The sequence below is a fragment of the Oceanidesulfovibrio marinus genome (genome assembly GCF_013085545.1).
Lineage (GTDB): Bacteria > Desulfobacterota > Desulfovibrionia > Desulfovibrionales > Desulfovibrionaceae > Oceanidesulfovibrio > Oceanidesulfovibrio marinus.
The window spans coordinates 1,181,376-1,197,230 of record NZ_CP039543.1 but is presented as its reverse complement, the minus strand read 5'-3'; the positions used below and the strand labels follow the sequence as shown (position 1 = coordinate 1,197,230).

General features: G+C 57.5%; 12 protein-coding genes. 7 read left to right on the top strand and 5 right to left on the bottom strand.

What is annotated here, in order from left to right; translation table 11 throughout:
• From pilQ to E8L03_RS05335, 5 genes are all read left to right on the top strand, one after another.
• On the top strand, nt 1-1,710 hold the full coding sequence (pilQ, locus tag E8L03_RS05355) for a type IV pilus secretin PilQ (RefSeq protein WP_144305879.1): 1,710 nt from the start codon (nt 1-3) through the stop codon (nt 1,708-1,710).
• 41 nt (nt 1,711-1,751) lie between these two features.
• Nucleotides 1,752-3,632, top strand: a complete 1,881-nt coding sequence (locus tag E8L03_RS05350) for an ExeA family protein (protein WP_171266772.1) — start codon at nt 1,752-1,754, stop codon at nt 3,630-3,632.
• A gap of 237 nt (nt 3,633-3,869) precedes the next feature.
• Nucleotides 3,870-5,084, top strand: a complete 1,215-nt coding sequence (locus tag E8L03_RS05345) for a type II secretion system F family protein (protein WP_144305881.1) — start codon at nt 3,870-3,872, stop codon at nt 5,082-5,084.
• Between the two features lie 75 nt (nt 5,085-5,159).
• On the top strand, nt 5,160-6,479 hold the full coding sequence (locus tag E8L03_RS05340) for a sigma-54 interaction domain-containing protein (RefSeq protein WP_144305882.1): 1,320 nt from the start codon (nt 5,160-5,162) through the stop codon (nt 6,477-6,479).
• 425 nt (nt 6,480-6,904) lie between these two features.
• Nucleotides 6,905-7,618, top strand: a complete 714-nt coding sequence (locus E8L03_RS05335) for an IS110 family RNA-guided transposase (protein ID WP_235896646.1) — start codon at nt 6,905-6,907, stop codon at nt 7,616-7,618.
• A 295-nt stretch (nt 7,619-7,913) separates the two neighbouring features.
• On the opposite strand, the gene E8L03_RS21085 is transcribed toward E8L03_RS05335, so the two are convergent.
• Both E8L03_RS21085 and E8L03_RS05325 read right to left on the bottom strand, forming a co-directional pair.
• Nucleotides 7,914-8,279, bottom strand: coding sequence for a type IV pilin protein (locus E8L03_RS21085; protein ID WP_144305883.1), 366 nt, complete (start codon nt 8,277-8,279; stop codon nt 7,914-7,916).
• Between the two features lie 1,014 nt (nt 8,280-9,293).
• Nucleotides 9,294-10,928 (bottom strand): DNA repair protein RecN, encoded by a 1,635-nt coding sequence (locus tag E8L03_RS05325; RefSeq protein ID WP_171266771.1) that lies wholly within the window; start codon nt 10,926-10,928, stop codon nt 9,294-9,296.
• Between the two features lie 595 nt (nt 10,929-11,523).
• Here E8L03_RS05325 and E8L03_RS05320 point away from each other — a divergent pair.
• Together E8L03_RS05320 and E8L03_RS05315 are read left to right on the top strand one after the other, a co-directional pair.
• The gene (locus E8L03_RS05320) at nt 11,524-12,060 is read left to right on the top strand and encodes a peptide-methionine (S)-S-oxide reductase MsrA (protein ID WP_171266770.1); all 537 of its coding nucleotides are present in this window, start codon (nt 11,524-11,526) and stop codon (nt 12,058-12,060) included.
• 321 nt (nt 12,061-12,381) lie between these two features.
• Complete coding sequence (locus E8L03_RS05315; RefSeq protein ID WP_244963670.1) at nt 12,382-13,881, top strand: OpgD/OpgG family glucan biosynthesis protein; 1,500 nt, start codon at nt 12,382-12,384, stop codon at nt 13,879-13,881.
• A 160-nt stretch (nt 13,882-14,041) separates the two neighbouring features.
• On the opposite strand, the gene E8L03_RS05310 is transcribed toward E8L03_RS05315, so the two are convergent.
• From E8L03_RS05310 to rdgC, 3 genes are read right to left on the bottom strand one after another with little or no spacing between them, the layout of a single operon-like run.
• Nucleotides 14,042-14,617, bottom strand: a complete 576-nt coding sequence (locus E8L03_RS05310; RefSeq protein ID WP_171266768.1) for a flavodoxin family protein — start codon at nt 14,615-14,617, stop codon at nt 14,042-14,044.
• A gap of 43 nt (nt 14,618-14,660) precedes the next feature.
• Nucleotides 14,661-15,185 carry a hypothetical protein gene (locus E8L03_RS05305; RefSeq protein WP_167512507.1) on the bottom strand — a complete coding sequence of 175 codons (525 nt, stop codon included), beginning with the start codon at nt 15,183-15,185 and terminating at the stop codon, nt 14,661-14,663.
• 9 nt (nt 15,186-15,194) lie between these two features.
• Nucleotides 15,195-15,809, bottom strand: a complete 615-nt coding sequence (rdgC, locus tag E8L03_RS05300; RefSeq protein ID WP_171266767.1) for a recombination-associated protein RdgC — start codon at nt 15,807-15,809, stop codon at nt 15,195-15,197.
• Nucleotides 15,810-15,855 lie beyond the last annotated feature (46 nt).

The window sequence follows — 15,855 nt, the reverse complement described above, 5'->3', positions numbered from 1 at the left end:
ATGAATACGCGAACCTTACTCATCCTCGCTGCATTGGCCCTCTCCTTGGTCCTTGCCTCTGCATACGGCTGCAAAAAGGAGCAAAGCCAAAACGACTCCTTTATCGAAAAGTGGCACGTACTTGCAGAAAACGCGCAGGGCCATTCGCCCAGCTACACGCCGCGCCAGCTGGATGCGCGGCAACGGGTGATCGAGCCGCCGGAGCCGCCGGATCGGCCCCTGCCCAAGCGGCTTATCACGCTGCGCATGCACCGCGCCAGCCTGGCCGCCGTTATCCAGGCGCTTTCCCGCGCGGCCAACCAAAGCGTTATGTTGAGCCCGGAGATTGGCGGTGAGGTGACCGTGAACATCGTCAAAAAGCCCTGGGACCAGGTTTTCAAGGGCATCCTGCGCACCAACGGTCTCACCTACCGCTGGGAAGGCGATATCATCCGCGTGCTCACCCTGGACGATCTGGAGAACGACCTGCGCATAGCCGAGGTGGAAGCGCGGCAGAAAGCGCAGAAGCTGAAGTCCAAGGGTGACGAGCCGCTCATCAGTGACGTCATCCCAATTCGCTACGCCGATGCGGACAACCTCAAGGAAACCATCGAGAAGATACTCGTGGTCCGCGACCGCACCGGAACCAACGCCGGCGGCGACAACAAGAATGAGATGCACGGCTATGTCACGGTGGACAACTCCACCAACTCCCTGGTGCTTGAGGCTGCCTACCAGGACCTCAAGAAGATCTACGACCTGGTGGACAAGCTGGATAAGCCGCGCAAGCAAATCCGGATCAAGGCGCATATCGTGGAGACTTCGAGCAACGTGGCCCGCAGCCTTGGCATCCAGTGGGGCGGATTCTTCAAGAGTGCTGCCAACGCCAACGGTGACAGCTTCTACCTTACTCCTGGCGCCACCGAAGGCGATATTGATCCTGATACCGGCGAGTGGACGGATGTTCCCCGCGTGGGCACCGGCATCAACCCGAGCGGTCTGGCCTTGAACTTCATTCCGGAGAACTTCCCCGGCACCAACCTGACTGGTGGGTCCCTTGGGCTGCTGTTCGGCCAGGTCGGCAGCAATATCCTTGAAGTCCAGCTCAACGCCCTGGCCAGCGAAGGCCAGCTCGAAATCCTCTCCAGCCCGTCGATCACCACCCTCGACAACCAGGCTGCCGTCACGGAGAACGGTACCCGCGTTCCCTACGTGACCATCAACGAAGACGGCCAGACTGAAGTGCAGTTCGAGGACGCGGTGCTGAAGCTGGAGATCACGCCGCACGTTATCGACGAGGAGTTCATGCGGCTTGCCATCCTCATCCAGAAGGACGAGGTCGACTTCACCCCGTCGCGTACAGTGGATGGCTACCCGACGATCATCAAGCGCCACTCCAAGACGACCCTGATCACACGCGACAACGAGACTATCGTCATCTCGGGCCTGACCCGCAGCCATCTGTCCGAAGGCGAGGCCGGCATTCCCGGCGCCAAGGACATCCCTGTGCTCGGCTGGCTGGTGAAGAGCCAGAACAAGTCCGACGAAAAGGACGACATCCTCATCTTCATTACGCCGACCATACTGGCCCAGTGGGCTCCTGGCGAAGTGCAGAAGACCCTCGAACAGATCGAGGAGGAAGTGCAGGCCAAGAAGCTGCAGGAGCAGCAGGACAAGGAACAGGAGTCGTTCGATAAGGAAGGGCTCGGTAAATACGAGCCGATGCAGTAGCCATCTCCTGACGGAGCAATAAAGGGTGCCTGGGCGATATCATGAAGTATTTCGAAATCCTGAACTTTCAGGACGAGCCGTTTTCCAACTCTCCTGACCCGGATTTCTTCTATGAGTCGCCTGGGCACCTGGACTGCCTCAACCGTCTGGAAATCGCCTTACGCCTCAAGCGTGGCCTCAATGTCGTTCTGGGAGACGTGGGCACCGGCAAGACCACGCTCTGCCGCCGGCTCCTCCGTGTTCTTGCGGACGACGACACCGTAAAAGCCTACCTCCTTCTCGACCCGGATTTCGACAACCCGCGCGACCTCCTGCTGGTACTGTGCGAGATGCTGGAAGGCACGGCTCCGGAAGCCGGCCTCACGGAATGGTCGCTCAAGGAACGGGTCAAGAATTGTCTGTTCCAGCGCGGTATTGACGACAATAAGACCATTGTCCTCATCATCGATGAAGGACAGAAGATTCACGACCGCTGCATGGAGCTCCTGCGCGAGCTGCTGAACTACGAGACCAACAATTCCAAGCTGCTCCAGATCGTGATCTTTGCACAGCTTGAGTTTGAGCCGGTCATCAAGCGTTTCCCCAACTTTGCGGATCGCATCAACGACCTTATCCGCCTTGGTCCGCTGAACTTCCGCCACACCAAAGAGCTCATCGACTATCGCATCAATTTAGCCAGGGTGCACATGTCGCGCACGCCCCTGTTCACCTGGGGCGGCTACTACGCCATGTACCGGGCCACCGGCGGGTACCCGCGCAAGATTGTCAAGCTGGCGCATAAGATCTTTCTGACACTGATCTTGAATAACGATCACCGCGCCAACTGGTCGCTGGTGCGAACTGTTTCCAAGGAAAACTATCTCGCCGAGAGCACCAAGTTCCCGTCGACCAGGACCGAGATCGGCGCCAGCAAGTCGCTTTTCGCCAGCCCGCGCTCTTCCCAGCCGGATGCCCTGGCCGATGATATCGAAGGCTCGCGGTATGCGTGGCTCGCGGGCGCTGTTGTCGTGCTGCTGTGCCTCCTTATTGCCGTACGGGCCGAAACACCGACAGAGTCTTCCCTATCGCTGGGGAATGCGCCGGAGCTGACGCAGCCGACCCGACACGTTGCGGACATGTCAGAGCCCGACCTCCATGCCGATGTAGAGGAAGTTGCGGAGGTAAAGGCAGAGCCTGTGGATGTGGCTGAGACTCAGGATCTGACGGAAACCCAGGATGTCTTTGAAGCCCAGGAAGCATCCCTCCCGACCAAGACGGCGCAGGTCGCAGACGCGCTGAGCTATCGCGCGAAAATGATTGCCAGGACGCTGCCTGGCGATGATGAGCCTGCCGGAAAGGCCGCGGCCCGCGTCCGCCAGATTCCGGAAGAGCTCGGCACGATCACCTTGGCAGAGGCGACGGATCTCAAGACGATCATCAATCGCGTGTATGGCCATTTTTCCGATGAGATCGTCAGTCAGGTGCTCGCGGGCAATGCGTCTCTGCCAGTTACCGGAGAGGTTCCGGCCGGCACAACGTTGACTTTCCCGGTCGTGCGCAAGGTCAACACGGCAGATGAGCCCAAGACAAACGGCTTTGTGGTCCAGGTTGGCCGCTATACGTCCCTGGAGAAGGCGTACACCGCGTGTAGCTCCTTGCGCTCCAACAGTGCAGAGGAGCCCGGTGTCGCCATTGTGCCGCAGTGGAGCGTCGAGAATGGGCTGGTGTTCTCCCTGGTCTACGCCAAGGCGTACGAGGACGAAGGGGAAGCGCTGCACGCTATCCGCGAGCACAAGCAGCCCGTGGAGCAGACGCCGGAGATTGTGGCCGCGTGGGGCGACGCCGAACTGCTGACGGATGTTGCTGCATGGCAGCCTGCTGCGGCTCCCGTGGAGCCGTCGACAAGCGGCGATCTCTTTCCGCCGCGAAGTATATTCGAATGAGAAGATTGTTGACCCGGACATAAGGGGGCGCAGCATAGATGCCCGGTGTTTGGGCGCAGGCTTGAGGCCTGTCTGGCGGATCGAATTTGTGTGGCGCGTTTTTGGCCCAGCTCAAGCCAGGATGCGCAAGGAAATGCTTGTTTGGATGTAAGTCGCAGTGCGGGAAACCGCGCTTTGTCTTATTGATTTCGTTGACACGCTGTTGAACGATGCTCCTTTTGGAGCAAGGAGTTTGGCATGCCGAATTATTCATATCAGGCTGTGACTGAGACCGGCACCGAGGTGTCCGGCACTCTTGAAGCTGACTCTACTGATGATGCTCGCCAGATCCTTGCGGCACGGGGGTTGATTCCTTCCCGCGTCGTTCGCAACGAACCAGGGTCGAATTTAATAAAAACTCTGAATGACAAGTTGAGCACAGTTTCTGTACCGGATCTGATTCTCTTCACAAAACAGTTCAGGACTATGTTCAATGCTGGTCTTTCCATTATTGCTTTGCTCGATGTGCTTGAGCAACAGTGCGAAAATCCGAAATTGAAATCTGCTGTTGTTGAGATAGGGCAAGATATCAAGCAGGGATCGTCACTGTTCAATGCATTCAGCAAGCATGAAAACATCTTTTCTCCTTTATACTGCAGTATGCTCCGCGCTGGGGAGATTTCCGGTACGTTACCAGATGTTTTGGATCGCCTTATCTACATTATTGAGCATGAATATAAGGTTAAAAAGCAGATCAAGTCTGCTCTACTCTATCCGCAAATTGTCATTGTTCTCCTCATTGGCGCGTTCATATTTTTGTTAACATTCGTTATCCCGCAATTCGTCAAGACATTTAAAAAGGCCGGCATTGAGCTGCCTTTGCCAACAAAGGTTTGCATCTTCCTCTACGAGTTTCTCGATGCATATTGGGTATATCTTATAGGTGTCGTTATAGGGCTGATAGCCCTCATTTGGTTGTACTTACGTACGGACAGCGGCAAACTGATCAAGGATAGATTCATACTCAGGATGCCGATTGTCGGGCCTGTTTTCCAGAAGGGCGCAATGGCTCGTTTTGCTTCAATCTTTTCCCTGCTGCAAGCCTCCGGCGTCTCTGTTCTCGAATCTGTTGGCATCGTTTCCAATACCATCGGCAACGCTGCAATCTCGCTCGAGTTCGACAACCTTCGTGACAAGCTGCAGGAAGGTCGTGGAATATCCGGTCCTCTCCGTAATTCAAGAACATTCACGCCGATGATCATCAACATGATTGCCATCGGCGAAGAAACTGGTGAATTGGACTTGATGATGCGAGAGGTTGCCAAGCATTACGACTACGAGGTTGAGTACCAGGTTGGTCGAATGTCCGAGCTTATTGGACCGATTCTTATAGTCTGTCTCGCTGGAGTTGTTGGCTTCTTCGCGGCTGCAATTCTCTTCCCCATCTTCGACCTGACCAAGATGGTCAAATAGATACGTCCCGAGACTGACAAGGATCGGGAGCGTTGTAGATCGCCGGATCGCGAGAGCGATCCCCTTGGTTGCGACATGAAGAAAAGCAGACAGTATTTTATACGTCTTAATATAATTGTTCCTATTATATTCTCATGTCTTGCTATTCTTACGCTTGTTGTTACGTATCGTCTTACCCTCTATAGTATTGATACACATGGTGATACCATTAGCTACCTCGCTGCTTGGGGCATCGCGGTGGTTCTCTTTACATTTATTGCCGGCTGGCTCATTTCACGCACCATTCTCAAGCCAGTTGAAGCGTTTGTGCGTGAAGCAGAGAAGCTGCCGGCGATGCAGCAGTCTGCGCCAGAGTTCAACACCAAGGACGAGCTTTCCCGCTATACGCAAGTATTTACTCAGATCACTGATTTTTTGAGCAAGATGGATGCACGGGAACTCTTCCCGGAGATCGTTGGACAGAGCAAGGTAATTCGCAGTGTTCTCAGTCAGATAATTAAGGTAGCCCCTACGGACGTCACTGTCCTCATTACAGGCGAATCCGGCACCGGCAAGGAGCTGGTTGCCCAGGCGATTCTGAAGCATTCCAAGCGGCGTGAAGGTCCCTATATCGCGGTAAACTGCGCGGCCATCCCCCAGGGGCTGCTGGAGAGCGAGTTGTTCGGCCACGAGAAGGGCGCGTTTACCGGCGCTGTCTCGCAGAAGAAGGGCAAGTTCGAATTGGCCGACAAGGGGACGTTGTTTCTTGATGAAATCGGCGATATGCCACTGGAAACACAGGCAAAAATTCTCCGTGCTCTTGAAAATGGCACATGTGAGCGCGTGGGGGGGACGCAAAGTATATCATTCGACGTCCGAGTGATCGCAGCCACGAACAAGGATTTTGTGGAGCTCATCAAAAACGGGCAGTTTCGCGAGGATCTCTTCCATCGGCTCAATGTTTTTCCGATTCATCTCCCGCCATTACGGCACCGCCGGGAGGATATCCCGATCCTGGCTGAGTATTTTTTGGAAAAGCACGAGAAGGATATCCACCTTTCGCCCGAAGCGATTCAGGTACTTCTGGTCAGCCCATGGCCTGGCAATATCCGTGAGCTGCGGAATATTATGGAGCGCGCGGCTGTGCTGGCGGAAGATGGCACTATCTTGCCCAAGCATCTGACCGGATTGGCGATTGGCGAGAGCGAGCACGATGATGAGCTGGCGCTCGATGAAGGCGTGAATCTGGATGACAAGCTTGAGGGAGTGGAACGCTCAATTATCATTGCAGCGTTGACCAAGACCGGTGGGGTTCAGGTCCGCGCTGCCGAGATATTGGGAATTAAGGAGCGTTCTTTGTGGCATCGCATCCGGAAGTACGAGATAGATGTCAAGTCACTGAAGATGCATGGCTAAAAGGGGTGGGCCAAGAAAGGGACATTGACGCTTGATAGACCCAATAAGAATACCATGCTGACCTCCCCCCTTCCTCTGGAGCATAGTCCAGGTAAACCAAGGCCAGGAGGGCAGCATGGGGCACGTATATCTGAAGCACAGTTCGTCCGTTTTGCCGAGTAGGTTCGCGGCGAATCCATCGTCGTCGGTGTGGATGTCCACAAACGCAGCTATCATGCGGCGCTGCTCTGCGCAGACTGCCGCCGGACCACGTTCGTGGCCCCCGCCAACCCGGAAGGTTTCATCCGTCGCCTGATCGAGGCGGGCTTACGCATCCGCGTCCTCGCCCACGAGGCCGGCCCCACGGGATTCGGCCTGGCCCGCGCCTGCGAGGCGGCCGGTATTGCCGTCATCGTCGCCGCCCGAGCCGCACCCCGCGGCCAGTGGTGGCCAGCACAAAGACCGATCGGCTCGACTGCCTGAAGCTCGCACAGTTCGCGGCCAAAGGCCTGCTCCAGCCGATCGCCGTGCCCACGCCGCGTGAAGAAGCCGAACGCGGCCTGCTGCGGCGACGCCACCAGCTCGTGGACGCGGTGCGCCGGGTCAAGCAACGGATCAAGGGCCTGCTCCTTTTGCACGGCGCGGCCGAGCCGCCTGGCCTTGCCAACTGGAGCCGTAGCGCCGTGGCCGCGCTCGAATCGCTGGACTTGAAGCCAGCGGTTCGCGATACCCTCGGCAGTCATCTGCGCGAGCTGGATTTTCAGACCGGCGAGCTACGCCGTGTCGAAGCAAAGCTGGCCGAGCTCCTCCGCGACGCGCGCCACGCCGAGACGACGCGCTGTCTGCGCACCGCGCCGGGGATCGGCCTCATCGTGGCGGAAACGTTCCGCCTGGAACTCTTCCGTCCGGAGCGCTTCGCCCACGCCGGACAGGTGGCGAGCTACGTGGGGCTTGCGCCGACGGTGCGCCAGAGCGGCGAACGACAAGGGCGCGGCCGGATCATGCCGGTCGGGCAACGGCGGCTGCGAAGTCTGCTCGTGGAGGCGGCGTGGATCTGGGTTCAGCGGGATGCCGGGGCCAAGGCGCGGCGGCTGGTGGTGATTTTGTGGAGGCTGAGCGTGGAGCAGCGGCCGTATCGCCCGCTGGCCGCGCAGCCATAGAGAAGTCGCGACGGGCTTTTTGCCACGTTGGTGCGAAATAAAAATGGCGATTCTCACGTTGGTACCGGATCGGTACTTGGCGCGGCGCGAAAAGCGTGAGCGCGAATAAGAAAAGGAAATTCAAGGTGTTGTCACGGCGCGTGCAGCGCGGCATGCAACAGGCTGCCGCGTGCACACACCGTGACAACGAGAAACCATACGGCCGATGTCGAAGAGGGCGAGGGCTTGACAAGGGATCACATAAGAAAAGCCGTGGTCAAAAAACCACGGCTTTTTTGTTGCGAGCTCCAAGAGCTTATTGGTCCGGGCTTCTCCAGAGTTCGGTCTGGTTTTCATCAAGGCCGCCGCCGGAAACCGTAATCGTAATGTTCTGATCCAGAGTGTCAGTAGAACACTCCAGGGTATAGTCACCAGTGACCGCTACATCATCACAAATCGTGTCACCACCATCACCGCCAGTCTGGGTGCCGGCATTCAGCAGTTGCTCGGAGTAGGTCAGGGAAAGCTGGGACATGGCACCAGCAATAATGCCCTGGGCGCCGCGGATGCGGGCCTGCTGCTGCAGGCTGTTGTACTTGGGGATGGCCACGGCGGCGAGGATGCCGAGGATGACCAGAACCGCGATGATTTCGATAAGGGTGAAACCTTGCTGCTTCTTCATTCGGATTGCTCCTCCAGTAAAAGGGGTGTGTTGGTTCCTTTCGGTGCGACCTAATAAACCATGTGGTTGAAGGTTCCCATCGAGCTACTGCCAAAACTATAGCAACGACTGTTCCAAAACGTTGCCAAGCGGCAAAATACTCTGAACATACTGAAATAGCAAGGCAAAAAAATGTAACAAGAGTGTCGAGATCCTGGTGGCTGAAGCTCATTCTTCAGAAAACAGAGTTTAAACTCCAAAAAATGTAGCTATTCTGCGAAAAATCATCCTCGATTATTCGAAGCTTTTGGTCGCAAGGACTTCAATACAGGGGTGCAGGCATGGCGCAAATATTTGTTTTAACAATATAGGGCGTTACGGTTAAACAACAAAAAATGATGGAGTAGAAGAGCGTATATCTTGCCATCATTTTTTGTCGGATAAGCATTTTGCGTTTTGAACGCACCGAATAGGTTGTGTAAATTCAGCTGTTTACTGTTTAGGCCTCAAGAGCGTTGGGGGCGAGCCTCAAAAAAGATTTGCTAAGTCGGCTTGTTGACGAAATTCTGGTTTCCTGAACTCCGAAATGTGGAGGTGCTTACCTCTCCTTGATAAGTCGTGCCCTAAGCTTCTAGAAAGAGGACTTAAAAAGAATATCTTGTGTTAACGTCCAGGTAGAGAAGGTGAAACAGCGTATATGAAGCCAGGGGGAACTGTGCTCCCGGTTGTACTTGATGGACTCAGGTCCAGGGGCATTGACCTGTTATTTCAACCAAAAGCGCCAATCTGGTAATCGAGCAGGTGTCAACGCACGACGACAGCCATGAGTTGAACCGCAGACTGAGGGTCAGTTCTACGACTATTGGTTTGGTTGCTGCTAAAAAATATTACCGACAACCAGGGACGAAACTCAACATATTCCGTTTAAATAATTATATAAAACGCTGTGCTGCGGAAGCCCCCACAAGAAGCTCTTCCTGCGAGCATTTTGAGGTATCGTTGCAGATCGGGTGCCAGCGCCTGAGCCCTCTGCCGCTACATGGGCCGGAGAAGGGGCGCAGGGTCCCCACCTGCTTCGCCGCCAGCCATTCGATCCAGTTCGGCTTTGACCTCTTTCGTATTGAGCCGCCGGCATCGAGTATACGTCTGGCCGTTTTCGACATGCTTCTCGACAAGGAAATGACGGTCCGCTGTTGCTGCAAGCTGCGGCCAGTGGGTGATGAGTAGAACTTGCTGCTGGGACGCCAGATTCCGAATTCTGTCGGCCAGGCGATTCAACGTTCGCCCGCCGACGCCGGCGTCCACCTCGTCAAAGATGAGCGCAGCGTCCTCGCCACGGGCGGAGAGAGTGACCAGCGCGAGCAGGAATCGCGAGAGTTCGCCACCGGATGCAATCTGATCCAGCGGTTGTGCGGGTTGGCCAGGGTTCGGCTGCCAGAGAAATCGTGCCCGCTGCTCCACGAGCGACGCAAGGTGCGCGTTTCCCTCGTCGTCGGATGAGTCGGGAAATAGAGGGTGCGGCGTGAACTCCACAGAAACGGCGACATGCTCGGAAAACCCGAGGCCGGCCAGCTCTTTTTCCAGAGCGCGGCAAAGGCCCTCGGCCGCTGAGGAGCGTGCGTCATTTAATTGTTGCAGCACGGCCTGCAACTTGGCCGCCGCCGCTTTCTCCTCCTTGGCCAAACGCTGCCGGTCCAGGCCGCATGCATCGAGAAAGGAGAGATTTTCCTGGATCTCGCGACCAAGATCCACAATTTCTTCCAGCGATCGCTTCAGCTTACGTTTGAGCTGAGCCAGCTCAAAGAGCCGCGATTCAATTGCCTCGATATCAGAGTCGGCAGATTCCTCACGGCTCTCGCGGCGAAGCTTTGCCTCCAGGTCGATGAAAAACTCCCGGACCTCGGTAAGCCGTTCGGATTCCGTGGCATAGGCCGGGTTGGCTTTTTCGAGTGTGGCGAGAACCGAGCCCAGCTTGTCCACACCATCGATGATGCCACCTGTTTCCGGGTTGCGCAGCAACTCCAGACCATTATCGACAGCCTCACGGGCAAATGCCATGTCGCGCACAGCCCGCCGCCTGGTTTCGAGCGCTTCTTCTTCACCAGCCTCCGGCGCAACCTTATCTATCTCTTTTTGCTGGAACTCCAGAAACTCGCGTCTGGTTTCCAGCTCGCGGCACTTGTCCTCCATTTCTTCACGCTGCGATGCAATGGATCGTATCTCGCGCACAAGCGCATCCTTTGTGTCGAGCAGAGAACGATCCGGCAGCTTGGAATCAATGATCTGCGCCTGGAAGGATGGCTGCAACAACCGTTGCTGGCCGTGTTGGCTGGCGTGGATGAGGAGCTGGGGGCGCATGGCCTTGATCCGGTCCTGCGAGCTCAAAGAATCGTTGAGGCTGACGCGGCTTCGGCCCGAATCCGCAGAAAGCTCCCGGGAAATGACGAGCTGCTCGCCGTCCAGGACAAAAATCGCTTCAACCGTGGCCTTCTCGGCGCCCGGGCGGACCATGGACGTCTCAAGCTTGTCGCCTGTGAGAAAGCCGAGCGCCTTGAGGATAAAGCTTTTACCCGCGCCGGTTTCGCCGGTCAGGGCGTTAAGGCCCGAGGCGAAATCCAACTCGAGGTCGTCGATAAGGGCCAGATTGCGAATGCGCAAGTATTCCAACATGTCAGTTCATTGTGCCGTTCTGTCGGCTACAAAACGTGGCGATTTCCGGCAGCGGCGTGCGCGCTAACAAGTCGCATTGCGCTTGTGCTATGCCATCTGCTTTGTATCATAGGATGTTTTCAGCATGTCGGTCCGGTCGACCCGTCATAAGGAGCGCATGACCGCCGATGCTGACTCCGTTCTTATCAATAGCGCAGGGCTCCCACAAGAGCACATCCCATCCATACCAGCAGATGACGATTTATCCATAATAATTTCACCATGCTTGTCTTTGATTTCGGAGTGGTTACCTTGTCCAGTAACCAGATAAAATCAGTAGGGAAAAAGAGAGGTGGCAATGCACGCGATTCTGATGGCGTTCGTTCTATCATTGTTTGTCATCGGAGAAGTTTTCGGCCTCGCCACGCCGGCATTCGCATCGGGCACAACGTGCCCCGTGCCCCAAAACGTACTGGAGTATCCTTCCATGCACGTAACTTCGACACTGTCCAAACCAACTATCGACGCCCAAAAGCACCCCCGTACAGAAGTCGCCACCTTTGGCCTGGGTTGATTCTGGGGACCTGACGCTCGGTTCGGGCGTCTTGACGGCGTTGTGCGCACCCGCGTGGGCTATGCCGGTGGTAAGTTGCAGAACCCTACGTACCACCAGCTCGGCAATCATACCGAAACGTTAGAGATTGTTTTTGATCCTGAGATAATATCATACGACGAGCTGCTGGACGAATTCTGGCGCGACCACAACCCGACTACGCCTGCGTTCTCCCAACAGTACAAATCGGTGATCTTCTACCACTCCGAGGCGCAGCGGGAAGCGGCCGAGCAGGGCAAGGCCAGGCGCGAGGCGCAGTCGGGCAAGACCGTGTATACGGAAATATTGCCTGCTCCGGTGTTCTGGCCGGCAGAGGATTATCATCAGAAGTACATGCTGCGGCGGTTCGGTCCCATCGCCTCGGAATATTACGCCATTTATCCGGATGCAGCGGAGTTCCGGGACTCCACGGCCGTGGCGCGGGTCAACGGCTATCTCGGTGGATACGGCAGCAGCGATAATCTCAATAACGAGCTGCCGTCATTAGGACTTTCTCCGGAAGCACAACAAATGCTGCGCGATGCCGTACAGGGGCGCTGACGCATCGCTCGGATATCCCGTTGAATCAGGGCCACGCAGACGGGCGGGGCATGAGGCAATTTCGAATTGCATTTCATGCTCCGCCCGGTATATTTCAAGCTTCTGGCAATTTTTAAAAACATTCCCCGGAGGTTGCGTGCGCCTGCGACCAGGCTGCAGGTGTTTTGTATCAACTTCGGCGGATCAATCCAGATCAGACAGGAACGCATCATGACACGTGCTTTTTCCGTTCCGGCCATCTTGCGCCTCGGCCTTTGCATCATCCTTCTCCTTTGTGCCTCCTCATGCGCCCGCGTGGCCGGGGCCACTTCGGAAACAACAATGCCCGGCCCGTTCGACTACGCCTGGCTCAAGGGCAAGGCCCGCGCCATGGCCAACGATCTGTACGTGAGCCATACGGGTGAGCTGCCGAAATCGGTGAAAAACCTGACGTGGGATCAGTACCAGCAACTCCAGTTCGACCACGACCATGCGCTCTGGCAGAACAACGACTCCCGGTTCCACGCCGAGCTCTTCCACCTGGGGCTGTTCTTCCAGACACCGGTCGCCATCTACTCGCTCGATAACGGCGTTGCCCGCAGAATCGAGTACGATCCCGCAATGTTCCACTATGGCAAGTCCGGGCTGGATGGCGATGATATGCCCAAGGATCTCGGCTTTGCCGGCTTCCGCCTGCAGTTCCATACGGATTGGGAGCGTGACGTGGCCGCGTTCCTGGGGGCGAGCTACTTCCGCGCCGTGGGCTCGGCCATGCAGTACGGCATGTCCGCGCGCGGTCTGGCCATCGACACCGCGTTGCCGCGACCGGAAGAGTTTCCCATGTTCACCAGCTTCTGGCTGCAAAAGCCGGAGCCGAACAGCAACACCGTGACCATCTACGCGCTCCTGGATTCGCCCAGCGCCACCGGCGCCTACCGCTTTGACATCACGCCCGGCGATACGCTGGCCATGAAGGTCGACGCCTCGGTGTACCCGCGCAAGCCCATAGAACGCCTGGGCATCGCACCGCTCACCAGTATGTATATGGTCGGGGAGAACGACCGCCGCATGGATTACGACTGGCGGCAGGAGATTCACGACACCGACGGCCTGGCCATGCACACCGGCTCCGGGGAGTGGATCTGGCGGCCGCTGGGCAACCCGCGCACGCTGCGCTTCAACGCCTACATGGACGAGAATCCCAAAGGCTTCGGGCTGTTCCAGCGCGACCAGAACTTCGACCACTACCAGGACGACGGTGTGTTCTACGACAAGCGCCCCAGCGTGTGGGTGGAGCCGGCCGGCGACTGGGGCGAGGGCTCGGTGCAACTCACCGAAATTCCGACCCTGGACGAGACCTTCGACAACATCGTGGCCTTCTGGAACCCGGCGCAGAAAATCGAGCCCGGGCAGGAGCTGCTCTACAGCTACACCTTGTACTGGGGCACGAACCCGCCCGCGCCGCCGCATCTGGCGCACACCGTTGATACCTTTACCGGCCTCGGCGGGGTGATCGGCCAGAAGCGCAAGTACTACAGCAAGCGGTTTGTCGTGGATTTTGCCGGCGGCGAGCTTGCCAAGTTCGATAAGGACGCCGAGGTCAAACCGATCATCACCACCTCAGCAGGGCGGGTGGAAATCACCTCGGCCCGGCCCCAGCACGCCATCCAGGGCTACCGGGCCATGTTCGACCTGGTGCCGCCGGAAGGCAGCCAGGACCCTATCAACATCCGGCTCTATCTGGAGTCCAACGGCAAGCCGCTCACCGAGACTTGGCTGTACCAGTGGACCCCGCCCCCGGCCGAGAAGCAGGAGCTTTTTAATGCCGGGCACTTGGAATAAGGAAAGAGAAAGGCATGCCTCCGGCGGCCAGGGGAATTGAATTCCCCTGGACCCCAGAATAAGGGAGCAATTTTTTTACCTGAGAAAATTCTGGACCCCAGAGAAGGGTCCAGGGAGCTAAGCTCCCTGGTGGGAGCCCGAGGGCAAGGCCCTCGGAGCTTCACCCAAACAGCTTCTCAGCCAACGTATCGATCTGCTCGCGCACGTCGTCGCGGGTGTCCACGTCGCCGGCGTTGTACACGCCGCAGGCGCGGACCAGGTGGCAGCGATCGAAGTTGATATAGCGGTCGAAGAAGTACTCGTAGCGCGGGTAGATGTCCGCGAAGAGGTCGGTTTTTGGGTGGCCCTGGGCGATGAGCCAGACCATCTGCTTGCCCGGCGCCAGCCGGCTTTTTTCCGTGGTTTGGGCGTAGTCCGGCACCAGGAAGGAAAAGCAGCGGTCGATAAAGCCCTTGAACTGGGCTGAGACCTCGCCGAAGTAGACCGGCGTGGCCACGACAAGCACGTCGCACTCGCGCACTGCGGCCAGGACCGGGGCCAGATCGTCCTTGACGATGCAGTGGTCCGCCTTTTTCTTGCAGCCGAAGCAGGCGATGCAGCCGGTATACTGGAGTTTTCCCAGCTCGAATCGTTGCACCTCGTGACCGCGGGCCTCGGCCGCATCGAGCAGCCGGCGTTCCATGGCCGCGCTGTTGCCTTTGGGCCGCGGGCTGCCCAGAATGCTCACGATATTCATGCGAGTTCTCCTGTGAATCCAATGGATTCCGTGGGATTCGCGCCTACTCGTTCTTGCTCAGCCACGTGCGGAAGGCCTGCACTTCCTCGCCCCAACCGGTGCCGAAGCGGAGATCCAGGAACTTCGCATAGACTGCATCGAGGTGGGACAGGCATTTCTCCAGCAGGAACATCTTTTCGAGGAATGGCGCGTCCGGGTCGTCGCCTTCCTCCAGCTTGGTTTCCACCGTGGGGGTGCGCAGGCTGCCGATGCTGAAGTCCTCGGCCTTGAGGGTGAAGCTCCAGGCCTCGGCGTCCTTCTCGATGCGGATCTGGGCGCGGTTCACCTTCTTGCCGGTGCGCAGGCCCAGGCGCGCCTCACGCAGCTCGCTGGTGGCGCCGGACACAGTGGCGGTCTCCAGGGTGTCGCCCTCGCCGCCCTGCACGGAGACGCGCTGTTCCATGTGCAGCTCGAACGTCTCGCCCTTGTCCTCAAAGAGGCCGCCGGTCACGTCGCTCTTGTACCATAGCCAGGTGAGAAAATCCTGGCCGAGGATGATGTCTTTCATCTGTCCGAGATAGAGATCCATGACCGTCTCCTACATGAACGAAGTCGATTCCACTGCATCGATGGCCGGTTGCGCATCCTCGCCCAGGGCGTTGAGCGCCTGGAAGTAGGGCGTCATCGGTTCGAGGTGGAGCTCGAAAGTGTCGGTGAAGTGGTTGTTGAAGAGCTCGCGGACCTTGTTGTTGGTGGACGCGAGATAGACGACGCGCGTGCTCGTGTTCCAGACCACGTCAAAGACCGCGGGAATCGGCATGGCGCGCGCCATGAGCTTGATCCGGACCTGCTCCTTGATCTCCTTCTTGCGCTCCCGGCTCAGGTACTTGCGGCCCTCTTCCTTGGCCTGCTTCTCGGCCTCTTCCATGGCCAGCAGCGTGTGTTTCTTGATCACGGCAGGCGAGACGCGGCGGGTGTCCAGGCGCAGGGCAAAGGCGAGGTACTCGCCCTTTTCCGGCGGCGCCGTGCGAAATCCGGCGTCCAGGAAGTTCTCAAGGCTCACCCAGCCGTAGGAGCGCTCGTCCGACGTCTGTTCGATCTCCTTGAAGGAAAACCGCTTGAGCAGGGTGACGATCTCCGGCCAGATGGAGTTCGGCACGTCCTCGACGATTCTGTAGCGCGTCAGGCTGACGCTGGCAGATACGATAGGCATAATTATTACTCCTTGAAGTCGAAGTGGGGTCTTGTACTGCATCTCG